This window comes from Actinomadura montaniterrae (genome assembly GCF_008923365.1).
Lineage (GTDB): Bacteria > Actinomycetota > Actinomycetes > Streptosporangiales > Streptosporangiaceae > Spirillospora > Spirillospora montaniterrae.
The window spans coordinates 1-14,632 of record NZ_WBMR01000227.1; the positions used below are offsets into that span (position 1 = coordinate 1).

15 protein-coding genes and 1 pseudogene are annotated in these 14,632 nt (G+C 74.4%); 7 read left to right on the forward strand and 9 right to left on the reverse strand.

All coding sequences use genetic code 11. The features are described from left to right. Positions 1 to 498: pseudogene (locus tag F9B16_RS51675) on the forward strand (hypothetical protein); the annotation flags it as partial. On the opposite strand, the gene F9B16_RS42080 reads toward F9B16_RS51675, so the two are convergent. Next, positions 417 to 1,043, reverse strand: coding sequence for a TetR/AcrR family transcriptional regulator (locus F9B16_RS42080; protein ID WP_225992425.1), 627 nt, complete (start codon positions 1,041 to 1,043; stop codon positions 417 to 419). The pseudogene F9B16_RS51675 and the gene F9B16_RS42080 overlap by 82 nt on opposite strands. Positions 1,044 to 1,147: 104 nt before the next feature. Here F9B16_RS42080 and F9B16_RS42085 point away from each other — a divergent pair, with 104 nt between their 5' ends. Together F9B16_RS42085 and F9B16_RS42090 are read left to right on the forward strand one after the other, a co-directional pair. Continuing rightward, positions 1,148 to 2,110 carry an AurF N-oxygenase family protein gene (locus tag F9B16_RS42085; protein ID WP_151545859.1) on the forward strand — a complete coding sequence of 321 codons (963 nt, stop codon included), beginning with the start codon at positions 1,148 to 1,150 and terminating at the stop codon, positions 2,108 to 2,110. Positions 2,111 to 2,174: 64 nt separating this feature from the next. Next, positions 2,175 to 3,674, forward strand: coding sequence for an FAD-dependent oxidoreductase (locus F9B16_RS42090; RefSeq protein WP_151545860.1), 1,500 nt, complete (start codon positions 2,175 to 2,177; stop codon positions 3,672 to 3,674). A gap of 24 nt (positions 3,675 to 3,698) precedes the next feature. On the opposite strand, the gene F9B16_RS42095 is transcribed toward F9B16_RS42090, so the two are convergent. The 7 genes from F9B16_RS42095 to F9B16_RS42125 all read right to left on the reverse strand — a co-directional run bounded on the left by F9B16_RS42095 (position 3,699) and on the right by F9B16_RS42125 (position 10,271). Further along, positions 3,699 to 4,727, reverse strand: a complete 1,029-nt coding sequence (locus F9B16_RS42095) for an ABC transporter permease subunit (protein ID WP_151545861.1) — start codon at positions 4,725 to 4,727, stop codon at positions 3,699 to 3,701. Then, positions 4,724 to 5,614 (reverse strand): ABC transporter ATP-binding protein, encoded by an 891-nt coding sequence (locus F9B16_RS42100; protein ID WP_151545862.1) that lies wholly within the window; start codon positions 5,612 to 5,614, stop codon positions 4,724 to 4,726. Before F9B16_RS42100 ends, F9B16_RS42095 begins: the two co-directional genes overlap by 4 nt. Before the next feature lie 110 nt (positions 5,615 to 5,724). Then, positions 5,725 to 6,381 (reverse strand): response regulator, encoded by a 657-nt coding sequence (locus F9B16_RS42105; protein WP_151545863.1) that lies wholly within the window; start codon positions 6,379 to 6,381, stop codon positions 5,725 to 5,727. Then, a complete protein-coding gene (locus F9B16_RS42110) occupies positions 6,378 to 7,559 on the reverse strand; it encodes a sensor histidine kinase (RefSeq protein WP_151545864.1) in 1,182 nt (393 codons plus the stop codon). The genes F9B16_RS42105 and F9B16_RS42110 overlap by 4 nt, the downstream gene beginning before the upstream one ends. A 25-nt stretch (positions 7,560 to 7,584) precedes the next feature. Continuing rightward, positions 7,585 to 8,115: a metal transporter gene (locus tag F9B16_RS42115; RefSeq protein ID WP_151545865.1), complete on the reverse strand. Its 531-nt coding sequence runs from the start codon at positions 8,113 to 8,115 to the stop codon at positions 7,585 to 7,587. A 99-nt stretch (positions 8,116 to 8,214) separates the two neighbouring features. Continuing rightward, positions 8,215 to 9,240, reverse strand: coding sequence for a FecCD family ABC transporter permease (locus F9B16_RS42120; RefSeq protein ID WP_151545866.1), 1,026 nt, complete (start codon positions 9,238 to 9,240; stop codon positions 8,215 to 8,217). Then, positions 9,237 to 10,271, reverse strand: a complete 1,035-nt coding sequence (locus F9B16_RS42125; protein WP_151545867.1) for a FecCD family ABC transporter permease — start codon at positions 10,269 to 10,271, stop codon at positions 9,237 to 9,239. The genes F9B16_RS42120 and F9B16_RS42125 overlap by 4 nt, the downstream gene beginning before the upstream one ends. A gap of 82 nt (positions 10,272 to 10,353) precedes the next feature. Between F9B16_RS42125 and F9B16_RS42130 the strand changes: the two genes are divergently transcribed. The 3 genes from F9B16_RS42130 (at position 10,354) to F9B16_RS42140 (ending at position 12,919) form a co-directional block, all read left to right on the forward strand. Continuing rightward, on the forward strand, positions 10,354 to 11,604 hold the full coding sequence (locus F9B16_RS42130) for an alpha/beta hydrolase-fold protein (RefSeq protein WP_151545868.1): 1,251 nt from the start codon (positions 10,354 to 10,356) through the stop codon (positions 11,602 to 11,604). A gap of 11 nt (positions 11,605 to 11,615) precedes the next feature. Further along, entirely contained in the window at positions 11,616 to 12,569 is a 954-nt protein-coding gene (locus F9B16_RS42135) for an ABC transporter substrate-binding protein (RefSeq protein WP_151545869.1), read from the forward strand. Positions 12,570 to 12,733: 164 nt separating this feature from the next. After that, positions 12,734 to 12,919 carry a hypothetical protein gene (locus F9B16_RS42140; protein WP_151545870.1) on the forward strand — a complete coding sequence of 62 codons (186 nt, stop codon included), beginning with the start codon at positions 12,734 to 12,736 and terminating at the stop codon, positions 12,917 to 12,919. 39 nt (positions 12,920 to 12,958) lie between these two features. Here the strand turns inward: F9B16_RS42140 and F9B16_RS42145 are convergent, their stop codons facing one another. Further along, positions 12,959 to 13,504 (reverse strand): helix-turn-helix domain-containing protein, encoded by a 546-nt coding sequence (locus tag F9B16_RS42145; protein ID WP_151545871.1) that lies wholly within the window; start codon positions 13,502 to 13,504, stop codon positions 12,959 to 12,961. Positions 13,505 to 13,657: 153 nt separating this feature from the next. Between F9B16_RS42145 and F9B16_RS53165 the strand changes: the two genes are divergently transcribed. Continuing rightward, complete coding sequence (locus F9B16_RS53165) at positions 13,658 to 14,491, forward strand: hypothetical protein (protein WP_225992426.1); 834 nt, start codon at positions 13,658 to 13,660, stop codon at positions 14,489 to 14,491. The last annotated feature ends 141 nt before the right edge of the window (positions 14,492 to 14,632 follow it).

The window sequence follows — 14,632 nt, forward strand, 5'->3', positions numbered from 1 at the left end:
CTGCCCGACGGCAGGCCCGCGGAGCTCGGCGGCCCGCCGCCCGGCCCGGACGGCGGCGGGCTCGGCGCACCGGGGCGGCCCGAGGCGGGCGGGTCGTTCGCCGGGAGCCGGCGCCCCGTCCGCGACCTGACGGAGCTGTTCAGCCTGGTGGAGCTCGGCGGCGTCATCTGGTTCGTGCCGGTGTCGATCGCGCGGCGGCACGCGCGTCCCGGCATCGCCTACCGGCCCGTCCGCGACCTGGCCCCGGCGGAGTTCCGCGTCGTCTGGCCGCAGGACTGCCGCTCACCGGCCGTCGCCGCGTTCGTCCGGGCGGCCACCGCCGTCGCGGCGGCCGCGCAGCCCGTGATCGACGCGCAGCCGCTCGACGTCGCGCGCCCGGCGGGCCCGGTATGGCCGGAGGAGCCGGTGGAGGCCGGTCAGCGGGCGGACGCCGCCGGGGCCGCGCCCCCGTCGCGGCCGGGCAGCAGCGCGACGAACCCGGTGACGGTGCGCAGGTAGCGCCGCAGGTCCTCCGGGTCGTCGGCGTCGACGCCGGCGCTGTTGACGAAGACCAGCGACAGCACGATGCGGGTCAGCACGTCGATGAGCGCCGGCACGTCGACGGGCGGCAGCTCGCCCCGGTCGATCTTCTCCTGGACGACCGGGGCCGCGAGGGCGGTGACCCGCGCGACGGTGATGTCGGCGCGGACCGTGAACCACGGCAGCACCATCTCGGGGACGTCCCGGACGGCGGCCGACAGCAGCGGGTGCGCGCGGGCCCGGCCGATGAGGAAGGCGAGCAGGTCGGCCACGTAGCCGGCGTCCCAGCGCGCGGCGTCGATGATCGGCACGGCCTCGGCGAGGTAGGCGGTGAGCTCGCGCTCGATCAGCGCTTCCTTGATCTCGTCGAGGGTGCCGCCGTACTTGTACAGCGTCGGCCGCGACACCCCGGCCCGGCGCGCGATCGCCGACAGCATGCGGTTGGAGGTGAACCCGCCCTCGGTCAGGCACGCGGCGGCGGCGTCGAGGATGCGGGCGTGGATGTCCCCGTCCTGCCTCGGCATGGGCCCGATTCTATGGCCGGGCCCACACCGTGCGCCCATTGACCCGGTAAGCGACCACTGTTTACAGTTCCTATAGGAAGTGTAAACGATCTAGGAGGTCCCCGATGGCACAGGTGACCGAGTACCGCGAGTTCCTGCGGACCCTCTCCAACGGGTCCGTCCACCGCCGGTTCGACCCGTACCTGGACATCGACTGGGACTCCCCGGACTTCGCCATCGACGCCTCCGACCCGCGGTGGATCCTGCCCGACTGCGACCCGCTCGGCGCGCACCCCTGGTACCAGGCGCAGCCGGACGAGAAGAAGATCGCGATCGGGCTGTGGCGCACCGCCAACATGCAGAAGGTCGGGCTGAGCTTCGAGAGCGTGCTCATCCGCGGGATGATGCAGTACGCGATGAAGCTGCCGAACGGCTCCCCGGAGTTCCGCTACTGCCTCCACGAGATGTCGGAGGAGTGCAACCACATCCAGATGTTCCAGGAGCTGGTCAACCGCACCGGCGTCGACGTGCCCGGCATGAAGGCGCCCTACCGGGCGACGTCCTCCCTCTGGCACCTCGCCGCCTACGCGCCCGTCATCTTCTTCATCGGCATCCTGGCGGGCGAGGAGCCCATCGACCACTTCCAGAAGGACGTCATCCGGGACGGCGCCGCGCGGCCGCCCGCGCTGCTGCGCACCATGGAGATCCACATCGCCGAGGAGGCGCGGCACATCTCGTTCGCGCACCGCTTCCTCAACGAGCACGTGGCCCGGCAGAACAAGGTCGGCAAGGGCGTCACCTCGGTCGCCTACCCGCTGATCATGCGCTGGCTGGCCGGCGCGATCATGACGCCGCCGCGGCAGTTCGCCAAGGAGTTCGACATCCCGCGCAAGGTGATGCGCGAGGCGTTCTGGCAGCGCGAGGAGTCCAAGGCGATCCTGCGCGGCTACTTCGGCGACGTGCGGATGCTCGCCGAGGAGCTCGGCCTCATGAACCCCGCCGCCCGGAAGGTCTGGAAGGCCTGCGGCATCGACGGCAAGCCGTCCCGGTACCGCGGCGAGCCGCACCGCCAGGCGCACGCCGCTTGAGCCGCACCGCCAGGCGCATGCCGCCTGAGCCGCGCCGTCCCACCCCTTAAGGAACATCCCCGCCATGCCCCACGTGGTCACGCAGTCCTGCTGCGGCGACGCGTCCTGCGTCTACGCCTGCCCGGTGAACTGCATCCATCCCACCCCGGACGAGCCGGACTTCCTCACGTCCGACATGCTCTACATCGACCCGGTCGCCTGCGTCGACTGCGGCGCCTGCGTGACCGCGTGCCCGGTCGACGCGATCGTCCCGCACGACCGGCTGCCGGAGTCGCAGGAGCCGTTCGTGCCGATCAACGCGGCGTTCTACCGGGACGGGCGGGTCCGGCCGCTGCTGGCGCCGCACACCCCGCCGCTGACCGTGCCCGCGGGCCGCGAGCCGCTCGACGTGGCGATCGTCGGGACGGGCCCGGCCGCGATGTACGCGGCGGACGAGCTGCTCACCGTCCCCGGCGCGCGCGTCACGATGTACGAGCGGCTGTCCAGCCCGTACGGGCTGGCGCGCACCGGCGTCGCGCCCGACCACGTGAAGACCCGCCAGGTCGGCGACCTGTTCGACCGGATCGCGGCACAGGACGGGATCCGGATCGTCTACGGCACGCAGGTGGGCCGCGACGTGACGCACGAGGAGCTCCTCGGCCGGCATCACGCGGTGGTCTACGCGGTCGGGGCGTCCGCCGACCGGCGCCTCGACGTCCCCGGCAGCGACCTGCCCGGCACCGCGACCGCCACCGAATTCGTCGCCTGGTACAACGGCCACCCCGACTACGCCGAGCGGCGCTTCGACCTGTCGCACGAGCGCGCCGTCATCGTCGGGAACGGCAACGTCGCCCTCGACGTCGCCCGCATCCTGACCGCCGACCCCGAGCGCCTCGCCGGCACGAGCATCGCCCCCTACGCCCTGGACGCCCTGCGGGACAGCCGCGTCCAGGAGGTCGTCATCGTCGCCCGCCGCGGCGTCGCCCACTCGGCCTTCACGCTCCCGGAACTGGTCGGGCTCATGCAGGTGCCGGGCATCGACCTGGTGCTCGACTCCGCCGACCTGGACGTCGACACCGGCGCCCTCGACCATGCCGCCGCGCAGAAGATCGAGCTGCTCCGCCAGCTGGCGGAACGTCCCGCGGCGGGGAACGGAAAGCGGATCGTCCTGCGGTACCTGGCGTCGCCGGTCGCCATCGCCGGCGACGAGCGCGTCCGGGGCGTCGAGCTCGTCCGCAACGCCTACGTCCCCGGCTCGGGCGACCGGGTCGAGCCGGCGGGCGAGCGCGAGACGCTCGACGCCGGCCTGGTGCTCAGCTCGATCGGCTACCGCGGGACCGCCGTTCCCGGCGTCCCGTTCGACGAGGCCCGGGCGGTCATTCCCAACAGCGGCGGCCGCGTCCTCGCCGAGCCGGGCGGCGCCGTCCTGCCGGGCGTGTATGCCACCGGCTGGATCAAGCGCGGCCCGACCGGCTTCATCGGGACCAACAAGCAGGACGCCATGGAGACCGTCCGCCACCTGGTGGAGGACTACGCGCAGGGCCGCCTGCGCGCGCCCCGCGCGCCCCGCGCGAGCCTCGTCTGACCGTCAGCTCACGCGTCTGACCTGTCAGCTCACGCGGTGCCGGATGCGCCAGAGCCCGAACGCCGTGAGGAGCCCGGCGAGCAGGAGATAGGCGGCGGTCTCCAGGCCCTGGAACGCCCAGTAGCGGCTCTTCGGCTGGTAGGCGACGTCGACGTGCAGGTTCAGCCGGGCGAGGCAGACGGCGGTGTCGCCGAACTTCCCGTCCGCGCCGGTCCGCTGCGGGCTGTTGAGGCACTCGTCGAACCTCGCGCCGCTCAGCGTCCGGCCGTCCGCCGTGCGGAACGGGCTGATGCCGCTCACCCAGGCGCCGGGGGAGCCGGGGACGGCGAGTCCGTGGATGACGGCGCCGCCGGTGATGCTCCCCATGTTCTGCGCCCCGTTGATGGCCTGGGCGGTCATCGGCAGGGTGGCCTTCTCCGGCGCGATGAGGTGGGGCCGCACCATGTTCGGGAAGGCGAACTGGAGCACGATGAAGGCGACGCCGGTGACGGCCATCGCGGGCAGCGTCCGGCGCAGGAGGAGCCCGACGACGGTGCCCAGCGCGAACGCCAGCACCGCGTAGCCGACCGGCGCGATGTCGCGGGCGCCGAACATGATCCTGGAGAAGCGGTCCCCGGTCGTCTCGTCGAACGGGCGGGCCGCCCAGGTGAGCAGCGCGGACGCGGCTCCGGTGAGCGCCGCGCCCGCCAGCGCGACGAACGCGAGCTTGACGGCGAGCCAGCGGCGCCGGGTGACGCTCTGGTTCCACACGAGCCGGTGCGTGCCGGTCTCCAGCTCCCGCGCGATCAGCGGCGCGCCCCAGAACGTCCCGATGACGATGGGGATCAGCTGGAGCCCGGCGGCGAGGAACAGCAGCGTGCTCTCGTGGTCGCTCCGGAACTGCGCGAGGGCGGACGGGCAGTCGGCGGGCCTGCTCGCGCAGCGGGCCCGGTACGCGTCGTGCGCGTCCCGGATGTCCATGCCGAGGTACACCAGGTAGGCGGCGATCAGGACGAGCGCGATCGCGGCGACGAGCGTCTGGACGCGGAACTGCCGCCAGGTCAGCCAGATCATCGGGTCCCCTCCCCGGTGGTGCCGGACGCCCGGGTCATGTAGGCGAGCAGGATGTCCTCCAGCGAGACGGGCTCGGCCTTGAACGGCGCAGGCGGGACGGCGTCGCCGCGCACCACCGCGGTGTCGTGCTCGCCCGCGCCTTCGGACCAGATGACCTCGATCCCGGCGGGCGGCCGGGCGAGCGCGCCGCGCGGCGCGACGAGGCGGCGGTGCGCGGCGAGGACGTCCCGGACGTCCCCGGCGAGCTGCACGCGGGACGCGCACAGCACGACCAGGTGGTCGCAGACGCGCTCGATGTCGCCGAGCAGGTGCGAGGACAGCACGGCGGCGGCGCCGAGTTCGGCGACGAACTCCAGCAGGTTGCGCAGGAAGCCGGTGCGCGCCAGCGGGTCCAGCGCGGCCGCGGGCTCGTCGAAGATGAGCAGGTCGGGGCGCTTGGCGGCGGCGATCGTCAGGGCGAGCTGGGCGCGCTGCCCGCCGGACAGCCCGCCGGCCCTCTGGTCCGGGTTCAGCCCGGCCTGCGCGATGCGCCGCTCGGCGAGCGCGCCGTCCCATCCCGGGTTCAGCTTCGCGCCCATCCGCAGGTGGTCGGCGACGGTGAACGACCCGTAGACGGGCGTGTCCTGCGCGACGAAACCGACGCGCGCCAGGTGCGACGGCCCGGCCGCCGGGGCGGATCCCAGCACGCGCAGCGTGCCCGACGTCGGCTCGATCAGGCCGCACGCGAGGTGCAGCAGCGTGGACTTCCCGGCGCCGTTCGGTCCGACGAGGCCGATGACGCGTCCCGCCGGGACGCTCAGATCGACGCCGCTGAGCGCCGTACGGCGGCCGTACCTCTTCGTCAGGCCCTCGGCTTGCAGCACCGGGGGCGGTTGCTTGTTCGGCATGCCGATCATCCTCGGAGCCCGGCGCCCGCCCGCTCATCGGCCCGCAGCACCGTTCGCCCCGCCGGGGACCGTACTTTCGGCCGGTTCGCGCTCGCGGTCGGGATGGCCGGTCAGCCGCCGTCGACGACGCGGTTCTCCCACGCCCACGCGGCGATCTCGATCCGGTTGCGGAACCCGAGCCTGCTCTGGATGCCGGCCACGTGGCCCTTCACCGTGCTGAGGGAGATGAACAGCTCGGCGGCGATCTCCTGGTTGGTGCGGCCCCGCGCGACGGCCCGCACGACCTCCAACTGCCGGTCGGACAGCGGGACGTCCGCCGCGCGCGCCCCCGGCGCACCGCCCGACGCCAGGTGCCGCAGCAGCCGCAGCGTGACCGATGGCGACACGAGCGCCTCCCCGTTGGCGGCGGCGCGGACGGCCTCGACGAGCAGCGCGGGACCGGCGTCCTTGAGCACGAACCCGACCGCTCCGCCGCGCAGCGCCCCGTACACGTACTCGTCCAGGTCGAACGTGGTGACGACGACGACCCGCAGCGGGTCGCGCACGCCGGGCCCGGCCAGCGCGCGGGTGACCTCGATGCCGTCGAGGCGCGGCATCCGGATGTCGACCAGGCACACGTCCGGGCGCAGCCGCCGCGCCGCCTCCACCGCTTCGGCGCCGTCCGCGGCCTCGCCGACCACGGTGATGTCGGGCTGGTCCTCCAGGATGAGGCGCAGGCCGCTGCGGATCATCGTCTGGTCGTCGGCGATCAGCACGCTGATGGTCATCGGGACTCCTGGAGGGGCAGGACCGCGCGCACGGACCAGCCGCCGCCCGGCCGGGGCCCGGCGTCCAGGGCGCCGCCGAGCGTCTCGACGCGTTCGCGCATGCCGACCAGGCCGTACCCGGCGCGGTGATGCGGCCGGGCGGGGCCCGGCGGGGCGTCGTCGTCGACCCGTACGGTGACGCCGTCCGCCTCCTCGGCGACGGTGACGGCGACCGACCGGGCCTGGGGCGCGTGCCGCCGGACGTTCGTCAGCGCCTCCCGGACGATCCGGTACACCGTGCTGGTCACCTCCGGCGGCCAGTCCTCGCCGCCGGGTGCCTGGAGCGTCGCCCGGGGCCCGCGCGCGCTGAAGCGTTCGACCAGCTCGTCGAGCCGCTCCGGCCCGGGGGAGGCGGGCGCGGCGTCGGCGGTGTCGCGCAGCAGGCCGACGACGCGGCGCATGGCGGCGAGGGCCTCGGTGCCGGCGGTCTCGATCCCGGCGAGCGGTTCCGCCGCGTTCGCCGGGTCCTTGCGGGCGACGATCTGGGCGGCCTGGGCCTGGATCACCATCCCGGTGATGTGGTGGGCGACGATGTCGTGCAGTTCGCGGGCGAGTTCGAGCCGTTCCTCGCGGCGCACCCTCTCGGCGGTGTTCGCGGCCCGGACGTCGAGCATCCGCAGCCACCGGCCGGCCGCCACCGCCGCCAGCCACGCCCCGGCGTACGACACGGCCACCGACGACGCACCGCTCGCGCTGATCGGCGGGTCGGCCGCCAGGCGGGCGACGGCCAGGACCAGACCGGCGGCGGCGACGGCGCCGGCCTGTGCGGCGGGCAGGACCCGGACGGCCGTGCCGGTCAGCACCATCAGCCCGAGCACCATGGCCGGGCCGGGCTCGGCGGGCAGCCCGGCCATGTGCGCCACGGCGATCGCGGCCGCGGCGACGGCCAGGCCCGCGGCGGCCGTCCACGCCGGATTCCGGCGGCGCAGCAGCGCGAGCCCGCACACGACCGCCGCGGCGGGGCCGCCGAGCCGCCAGCTCGCGAGCCCCCAGCTGTCGGCGAGGGCGGCCGCCTGGACGGCGATGGCCGCGGTGAACAGGGCGGCGAGCCCGGTGCCGGAGGCGACCGCGGCCCATCGGCGTGACCCGATCACTTCGGCCGCGCCGCGCCATCGCCGCCGGACCGCGCCGTTCGCCATCGATTCGCTCTTCCCTTCGGGGCCGTCACGGATACGGCCGCCCGGCCGCGTCCCGATGCTTCCGGTCCGGTCGCGTGTTGTCGAATACGCGCAGGCCCGCACCGGTGAGGAGGCCGCCGGTCATGATCAGGACGGCCAGGACGGGGACGGCGCCGTGCCCGAGGACCGACGCCGCCGCGACGACCGCGATCCCGCCCGCGCCGATGGCGCCCGCCACCGGCCCGGGCAGCCTGCGGAGCGCGGAGCCCACGAGCACCGCGAGGCCGAGCGCGGTGATCGGCCCCGGCTCCTGCGGCAGGTCGGCGGCCACCGACACGGCGACCGCGGCGGCCGACGCGATCAGCCCCGTGACGGCCGTCCCGGCGGGCCACCGCCCGCGCAGCAGCGCGAGCCCGCACACCGCGACGGCGATGACGAGGTCGAACACCCAAGACGTCCCGCCCCAGCTGTCCGCGAGCATGTAGGCGGTGAAGCCGACTCCCAGGACGAACACGATGCCCAGCCCGATGTCGGACAGGACGGTCTCGGCCGTCCGCGGTCGATCCGCTGCGTTCATGCCGACGACGCTAGGGAGCCGCGCTCGGCTGGCGAACCGGCCGAAAGTACCGAAGGGACGCTTCCGCGTCATGCTCCCGGCCGGTTCGGCGGCACGCGGTCAGCGGGCGAGGCCGCGGCGGGTGGCGACGAGCAGCCACGCGAGGTACGCGCCGCCGAGCACGCCGGTCACCACGCCGACAGGTAGCGGCGCGGAACCGGACAGCCGCTGCGCCGTCCAGTCGGCGGCGGCGACCAGCAGCGACCCCATGAGGCCGGCGGTGAGGACGCCCGGCCCGGCGGCGCGGGTGACGCGGCGCGCGAGCTGCGGGGCGGCGAGCGCGACGAACGGGATCGGCCCGGCGGCCGCCACCGCGACGGCGGTGAGGCCGGTCGCCGTCGCGAGCAGCGCGAGGCGCGCGCGCTCGGCGGGGACGCCCAGCGCGGACGCCGCGTCGTCCCCCATCTCCAGCATCGTCAACCGCCGGAGCTGCAGGAACAGCAGCGGGCCGAGGACGAGGAGGCCGCCGGCGGCGACCGCGGCGTCGTCCCGGCCGCGCCCGCCGAGGCTGCCGACCATCCAGGTGGCGGCCTGCGCGGCCTTGCCGAGGTCGGCGCGGACGAACAGGAACCTGATCACCGCCTCCAGCGCGGCCGAGACGCCGATGCCGACCAGCACGAGGCGGCCGCCGTGCACGCCGCCGCGCCAGGCCAGCAGGTAGACGGCGAGCGCGGTGAGCGCGCCGCCGGCGAGCGCGCCGAGCGTGGCCGGGACCGTCCCGGCGTCGAACGCGATGATCGCGAGCAGCGCGCCGGCGGAGGCACCGTTGCCGAACCCGACGATGTCGGGGCTGCCGAGCGGGTTGCGGGACAGCGATTGGAACACGGCGCCGCTCATCCCGAGCGCGAGGCCGGCGAGCAGGGCGTCCAGGACGCGGGGGAGCCGCAGGTCCAGCACGACGAGGGCGGCGCCGGGCGGGCCGCCGCCGGCGAGGGTCCGCAGCACCTCGGCGGGGGTCAGCCCGACCGTGCCGGTGCCGAGGGTGACGACGGCGACGCTCAGCCCGGCGGCGAGGAGCGCGAGGCCGGTGAGCAGGGGACGGCGGGACAGGCGCACGGACAGCCCGGCGCCGCGCAGCGGCATCATGGCCGGACGACCTTCCCGCGGACGAGGACCACGAGCAGGAGCCCGCCGAGGAACGCGGTGACGATGCCCGCCTCGACCTCGCCGGGCGGCGTGACGACGCGTCCGGCGATGTCGGACGCGAGCAGCAGCACCGGCGCGTAGACCAGGCAGCAGGGGAGCAGGCGGCGCGCTCCGGCGCCGGTGAACGGGCGGACGGCGTGCGGGACCATCAGCCCGACGAACGCGATCGGCCCGCAGACGGCGGTGGCGCCGCCCGTGAGCAGGGTGATCGCGGCGACGGACAGCGCGCGGGTCCGGCCGGGGTGCGCGCCGAGCGAGCGCGCCGCGTCGTCGCCGAGGGCGATCGCGTCGAGGGAGCGGGCGAGGGCCAGCGCGAGGACGGCCCCGGCCGCGAGGAACGGCAGTGCCCCGGCGAGCTCGCCGCCGCGCCGCCCGTCGAGCGCGCCGACGGACCAGCGCCGCATCGCGTCGAGGGTGCCGGTGTCGAGCAGCTGGAGACCGTTGACGTAGCCGAAGAGCGCGGCGTTGACGGCCGTGCCGGCGAGCGCGAGCCGGACGGGCTCGGCGCCGCCGAGCAGGGTGACGAGGACGGCGGCGAGCCCGGCCCCCGCGAACGCGAACCACAGGTATCCGGTGAAACCGGTCACGCCGAGCACGCCGATGGCAGTCGCGACGGCGGCGGACGCGCCCGCGTTGACGCCGAGGAGCCCGGGGTCGGCGAGCGGGTTGCGGGTGAGCGTCTGCATGACCGCGCCGGCGAGGCCGAGCGCGGCGCCCGCCGCGACGCCGATGAGGGTGCGCGGTAACCGCAGGTCGCGGACGATGCCGTCGGTCTCGGTGCCGGTCGGCGCGGCCAGGGCGTGCCAGACCTGGCCGGGCGGGATCTGCCGGGTGCCGATCGCCAGGCTGGCGGCGGCGGCCGCGGCGAGCAGGACGAGCCCGGCCGCCAGCGCGGCGGCGTACGCCCTGGTGCTCGCCGGGGCGGTGTCGCGGGTCGGGGCGGCCTCGGTCCGCCCCCCGATGATGACCATGTGGTTAGCTTAGGCTTACCTAAGTTCCCATGGTCATCCGGGAGGACCCTTCCATGCCCACGCCGTCTCCGGGCCGGTTCCGTTGATCAGCGGGCCGCCCCGGATCCCGCGCCCCGCTCCGGCCGAGCGGGCCGCGAGCGCGCTCGTCGGCGCGCTCGCCGGCGCCGTCCGCGCCGGGCGCCCGGGCGCCGAGGACGCCTTCTGGGCGGAGGTCGCCGAACGCGGCGTCCCGCTGGTCGAGCCGCTCCCCGGCGACCCCGGTCACCGCGCCGTGACGTTCCTCTGGTGCGGCGCCGAGGACACCGGACGGGTCCTCGCGCTGGTCAACCGGCTCGTGGACCCGCTCGACCTCGCCGGCGCCCTGATGGCCCGCGTCCCCGGCACCCGCGTCTGGCACATCACGTACCGGCTCGGCGCCGACCATGCCGGCTCGTACCGGATCGCGGCCGGGCCCGGCGAGGGGACGTCCCAGGACGAGCTCCGCCTTCTCGCCGCGCGGGCCGTCCACGATCCGCGCAATCCGTGGAGCGTTCCACTGCGCTGGGGCGAGGGCCGCGCGTCCGTCTTCGAACTCCCCGACGCGCCCGTCCCGCCCTGGCGGCCGTGGAACCCGCCGTCCACCGCGCCCCTCGGCACGGTCACCCGCGACCGCGTCCGCAGCGACGCCCTCCGCGACGAGCGCGACGTCTGGATCTACCGCCCGCCCGCCGCCCCGCGGGCCGCGCTGCTCCTCCTCGACGGCGACATGTGGTTCGGCAACTGCGGCGTCCAGGCGCTCTTCGACCGGCTCATCGGCGCCGGGACCGTCCCGCCGCTGCTCGTCCTCGCCCCGCACGCGGTCAGCACGCAGACCCGCATGACCGAGTACGGCGGGAACCCCGCGCACACCGAGTTCCTCACGTCCGAGCTGATGGGCTGGGCCGCTGCGCGCATGCCCGTCCCCGCCGACCCTGCGCGCACGGTGATCGCGGGCGAGAGCCTCGGCGGCCTCACCGCCCTGCACACCGGCCTGGAGGCGCCCGGCCGCTTCGGCAAGGTCCTCGCGCAGTCGTCGTCGCTGTGGTGGAACCCCGACGGCGACCTGGACGCCCCGGCCTGGCTCACCGCCCGCTACGCCCGCACTCAACGCCGCGACCTGCGGATCCACCTGCGCGTCGGCCGCCATGAATGGGCCCTCGTCGACCAGAACCGCGACCTGCACCAAACGCTGCGCGCCCGCGGCTACCCCGTCGCCTACACCGAGTACAACGGCGGCCACGACTACGTCTGCTGGACGCACGGTCTCGCCGCCGGCCTCGCCGACCTGCTCGGCGACCTTCCCCCATCACCCTGAGGAGACCCCTGATGAAGTTCCGCCGATCCGCCGCGCTCGCGGCCGCCCTGCTGGCCGGCGCCCTGACCGTCGCCGGCTGCGGCTCCGGCGACGACGGCTCCGGCCCGTCCGGCGCCAAGCGGTCGGTGACCGACGCCACGGGCGCGACGGTCTCGGTCCCCGCCGCCCCGAAGCGCGTCGTCGCGCTCAGCGAACCGACGATGGACGCGGCGCTCGCCCTCGGCGTCCGGCCCGTCGGCACGACCAGCGGCCGCGGCCAGACCGGCGTCGCCGCCTACCTCGCGCCCCGAGCCAAGGACGTCCCGATCGTCGCGAACGTCGCCCAGCCCGACCTCGAGAAGATCATCGACCTGAGGCCCGACCTGATCCTGCTGGACGAGACCGTCGGCGCGAAGAGCGTCCGGGACAAGCTGAAGGACATCGCGCCCACCGTCCTGACCGCCAAGCTCAACGCCCCGTGGCGCGACGCGTTCCTCGCCACCGCCGACGCCCTGGGCAAGAAGCCGCAAGCCGCGCAGTGGCTCACCGGGTTCGACACCCGCGTGTCCGCCGTCAAGGCGAAGCTCGGCGCGAACGCGGGCGCCGTCACCAGCGTGATCCGCTGGCAGAACGGCGCGCCGTCCGTCGTCGGCAAGGGCAAGGGACACGTCGGCGAGACGCTGACCGCGCTCGGCCTCACCCGGCCGGCGGACCAGCGGGGCGCGGGCGTCGGGCACAGCGAACCGGTGAGCCTGGAAAAGCTCGACACCATCGACGGCGACTGGCTCTTCTTCGGCGCGCTCGGCGACGAGTCCACCAGCCGGAAGGCCCTCGCCGAAGCGGAGAAGACGCCCACCTTCACCCGCCTGAAGGCCGCGAAGGAGAAGCACGTCGTCACCGTCGACGGCTCCGCGTGGAACAGCGCCGGCGGCCCCCTCGCCGCCGGCACCGTCCTCACCGACGTCCAGACCGCGATGGCCTCCTGACCTTCCCCGAGGCCGCCCGGACACGCCGCGGGCGGCCTCGCCGGCAGCACCAGCGACGTCAGCGCGGGCGGAATGCGGAATGAAGTCGGGGGAAAGGGGCATCTGTTGTCGCGGGACAACGGTCCGGGAGCAGACCGGGCCGGTGGCGATGAGGAGTGACGGACATGAGCCTCTTCCAGCGGTTCTCGCGGGCCCGGGCGGGACGCCGGACCAGCGCCGCCGAGCGGCGCCGTACCCCGAGCTTCCGCGAGATGCGCGCGCGGATGCGCACCGAGAAGGCCGAGGCCGACCTCCTCGCGACCGAGGAGCGCATCCACCTGGAGGCCGCCCGCATCCGCCGCGGCCGCTGAGCGGCCTGCCGGGGTCGGGCTCGGCGTCCGACAACGGGGTCAGCGATGGCGTTCGGCGATCGCCATCGCCCACTCGTAGAACGCCGCGGGATCGCCGACCGTGGCGCGCAGGCCGGCCGCGACGACGGGAGCACCGGCGGCGGTGAGAAGGTCGAACAGGCCGAGATGGACCCATTCCCAGACCATGGCGTCGAAGTTGTAGGCGAGCATGAGCGGGGCCAGCCGCCGCCGGATTCCAGCGATTTCTCTTAGGGTGAATCCGGCTTTGCGCAACCGATCGATGGTGGCGCGTTCCTCTGCCGCGCCGATTTGGGTGTCGAGGAACGGTTCGAGCAGGTCGCCCCACGTATCGGGACGGGACACCGATGCGATGCCGTGGCGGTGGCAGAACGCTTCGAGATCGGGCTTCCGTTCGCGGGGAATGAACAAGGTTTCGCCGAGCACCGTCCGGACCTCGGGTCTGATGGCCTTCCAGTCGGCGTCGCGGATACCGGCGGGCGCGACCATTCCGCTGGGGTACACCGAAGCGCCGGGAAAGTCGTAGCCCAGGAAACGGATGTGGTCCTCCGCGAAGCGCACCTCCATCCGCTCAGCATGGTCTTTCGCCGGGGCGTCCGGTAGGCGGCCGGGCTGTGAGGTTCACCGCTCCACGGTGGCCGCCGACAGAGGCCGGTAGGGTGCCGGGGACGGCACGCGGGAGGTCTCGGGCGGATGGACGCGGCGCAGGCGATTTCCTTGGTGGTGAATTGGATCCGCTCGCACGGGCTGGACTATCCCACGGAGGGCTTGGAGGCGGACCGCTTCGACGCCGGGTGGAGCGTCTACGCGCCGGTGGAGATCGACGAGAGCGACCCCCTGGCCTTCCTGGAGATGCCGGTGGGCAGATCGGTGTTCCTGGTGGGCGACTCCGGACGCATCGAGGAGGTGTCGTCCTCCGTTCCACCGCCGCAGGCCATTGACCGGTTCGTCGCGCAGGAACGCGCCGGCTCGACCGGTCAGGGAATGGGCTCCGACGACTACATGGCCGATTTCGTGCGGTGGCTCGAACAGGACGGGCCGGACGAGGACGAGCCGGAGACCGGCGGAATCAAGATAGTCGGCCCGCTGCCCCACGACCCCCTGGCGGGCGACGACATCGACGTGGTCGCCGCCGAGGCGTCGATGCTGATCGAGCCGATCGTCCAGGAACTGGCCCTCCTCGGGCCGCCAGAATGGGAATGGCTGTGGGCCGAGTTCGCCTTCACCGTCTCCGCCGAGATCGCCCACCTGCGGTTCTCGTCGTATCACCGGTCGGTCGTCGTTCCGGTGCCGGAGTCGGTCGCGGCTCTCGTCCGCGACCAGCGGCACGCCGTGGCGATGATGCCCGCCGGGCCGTGGTGGAGGCTGCTGCTCACCGTCACCAATCGCGGTGAGACGACCGTGAACTACGACTACGGCGACGGTCCCTTTCCGTACGACCAACTTCTGGCTCCCGAGCATTACCAGAACGACCTGGAGGCGTATCCCCGCCCGCGCGTCCCGGCCTGGCTCGCGCGGTACATCGAAGGGCCGGGGCAGCGCCGCCCCTCCTAGCCGCGCCCACTAGCTGTACTCGGTCATGACGTTGGTGACAGGCGGCTGATGGGTGGGTGGCCGTCGAGTGCGGTGTGTGGGCGTTGGGTGTTGTAGTAGTTCAGCCAGGGTGTCAGGCGGTGGGTGCGTTGGGTGTTGGTG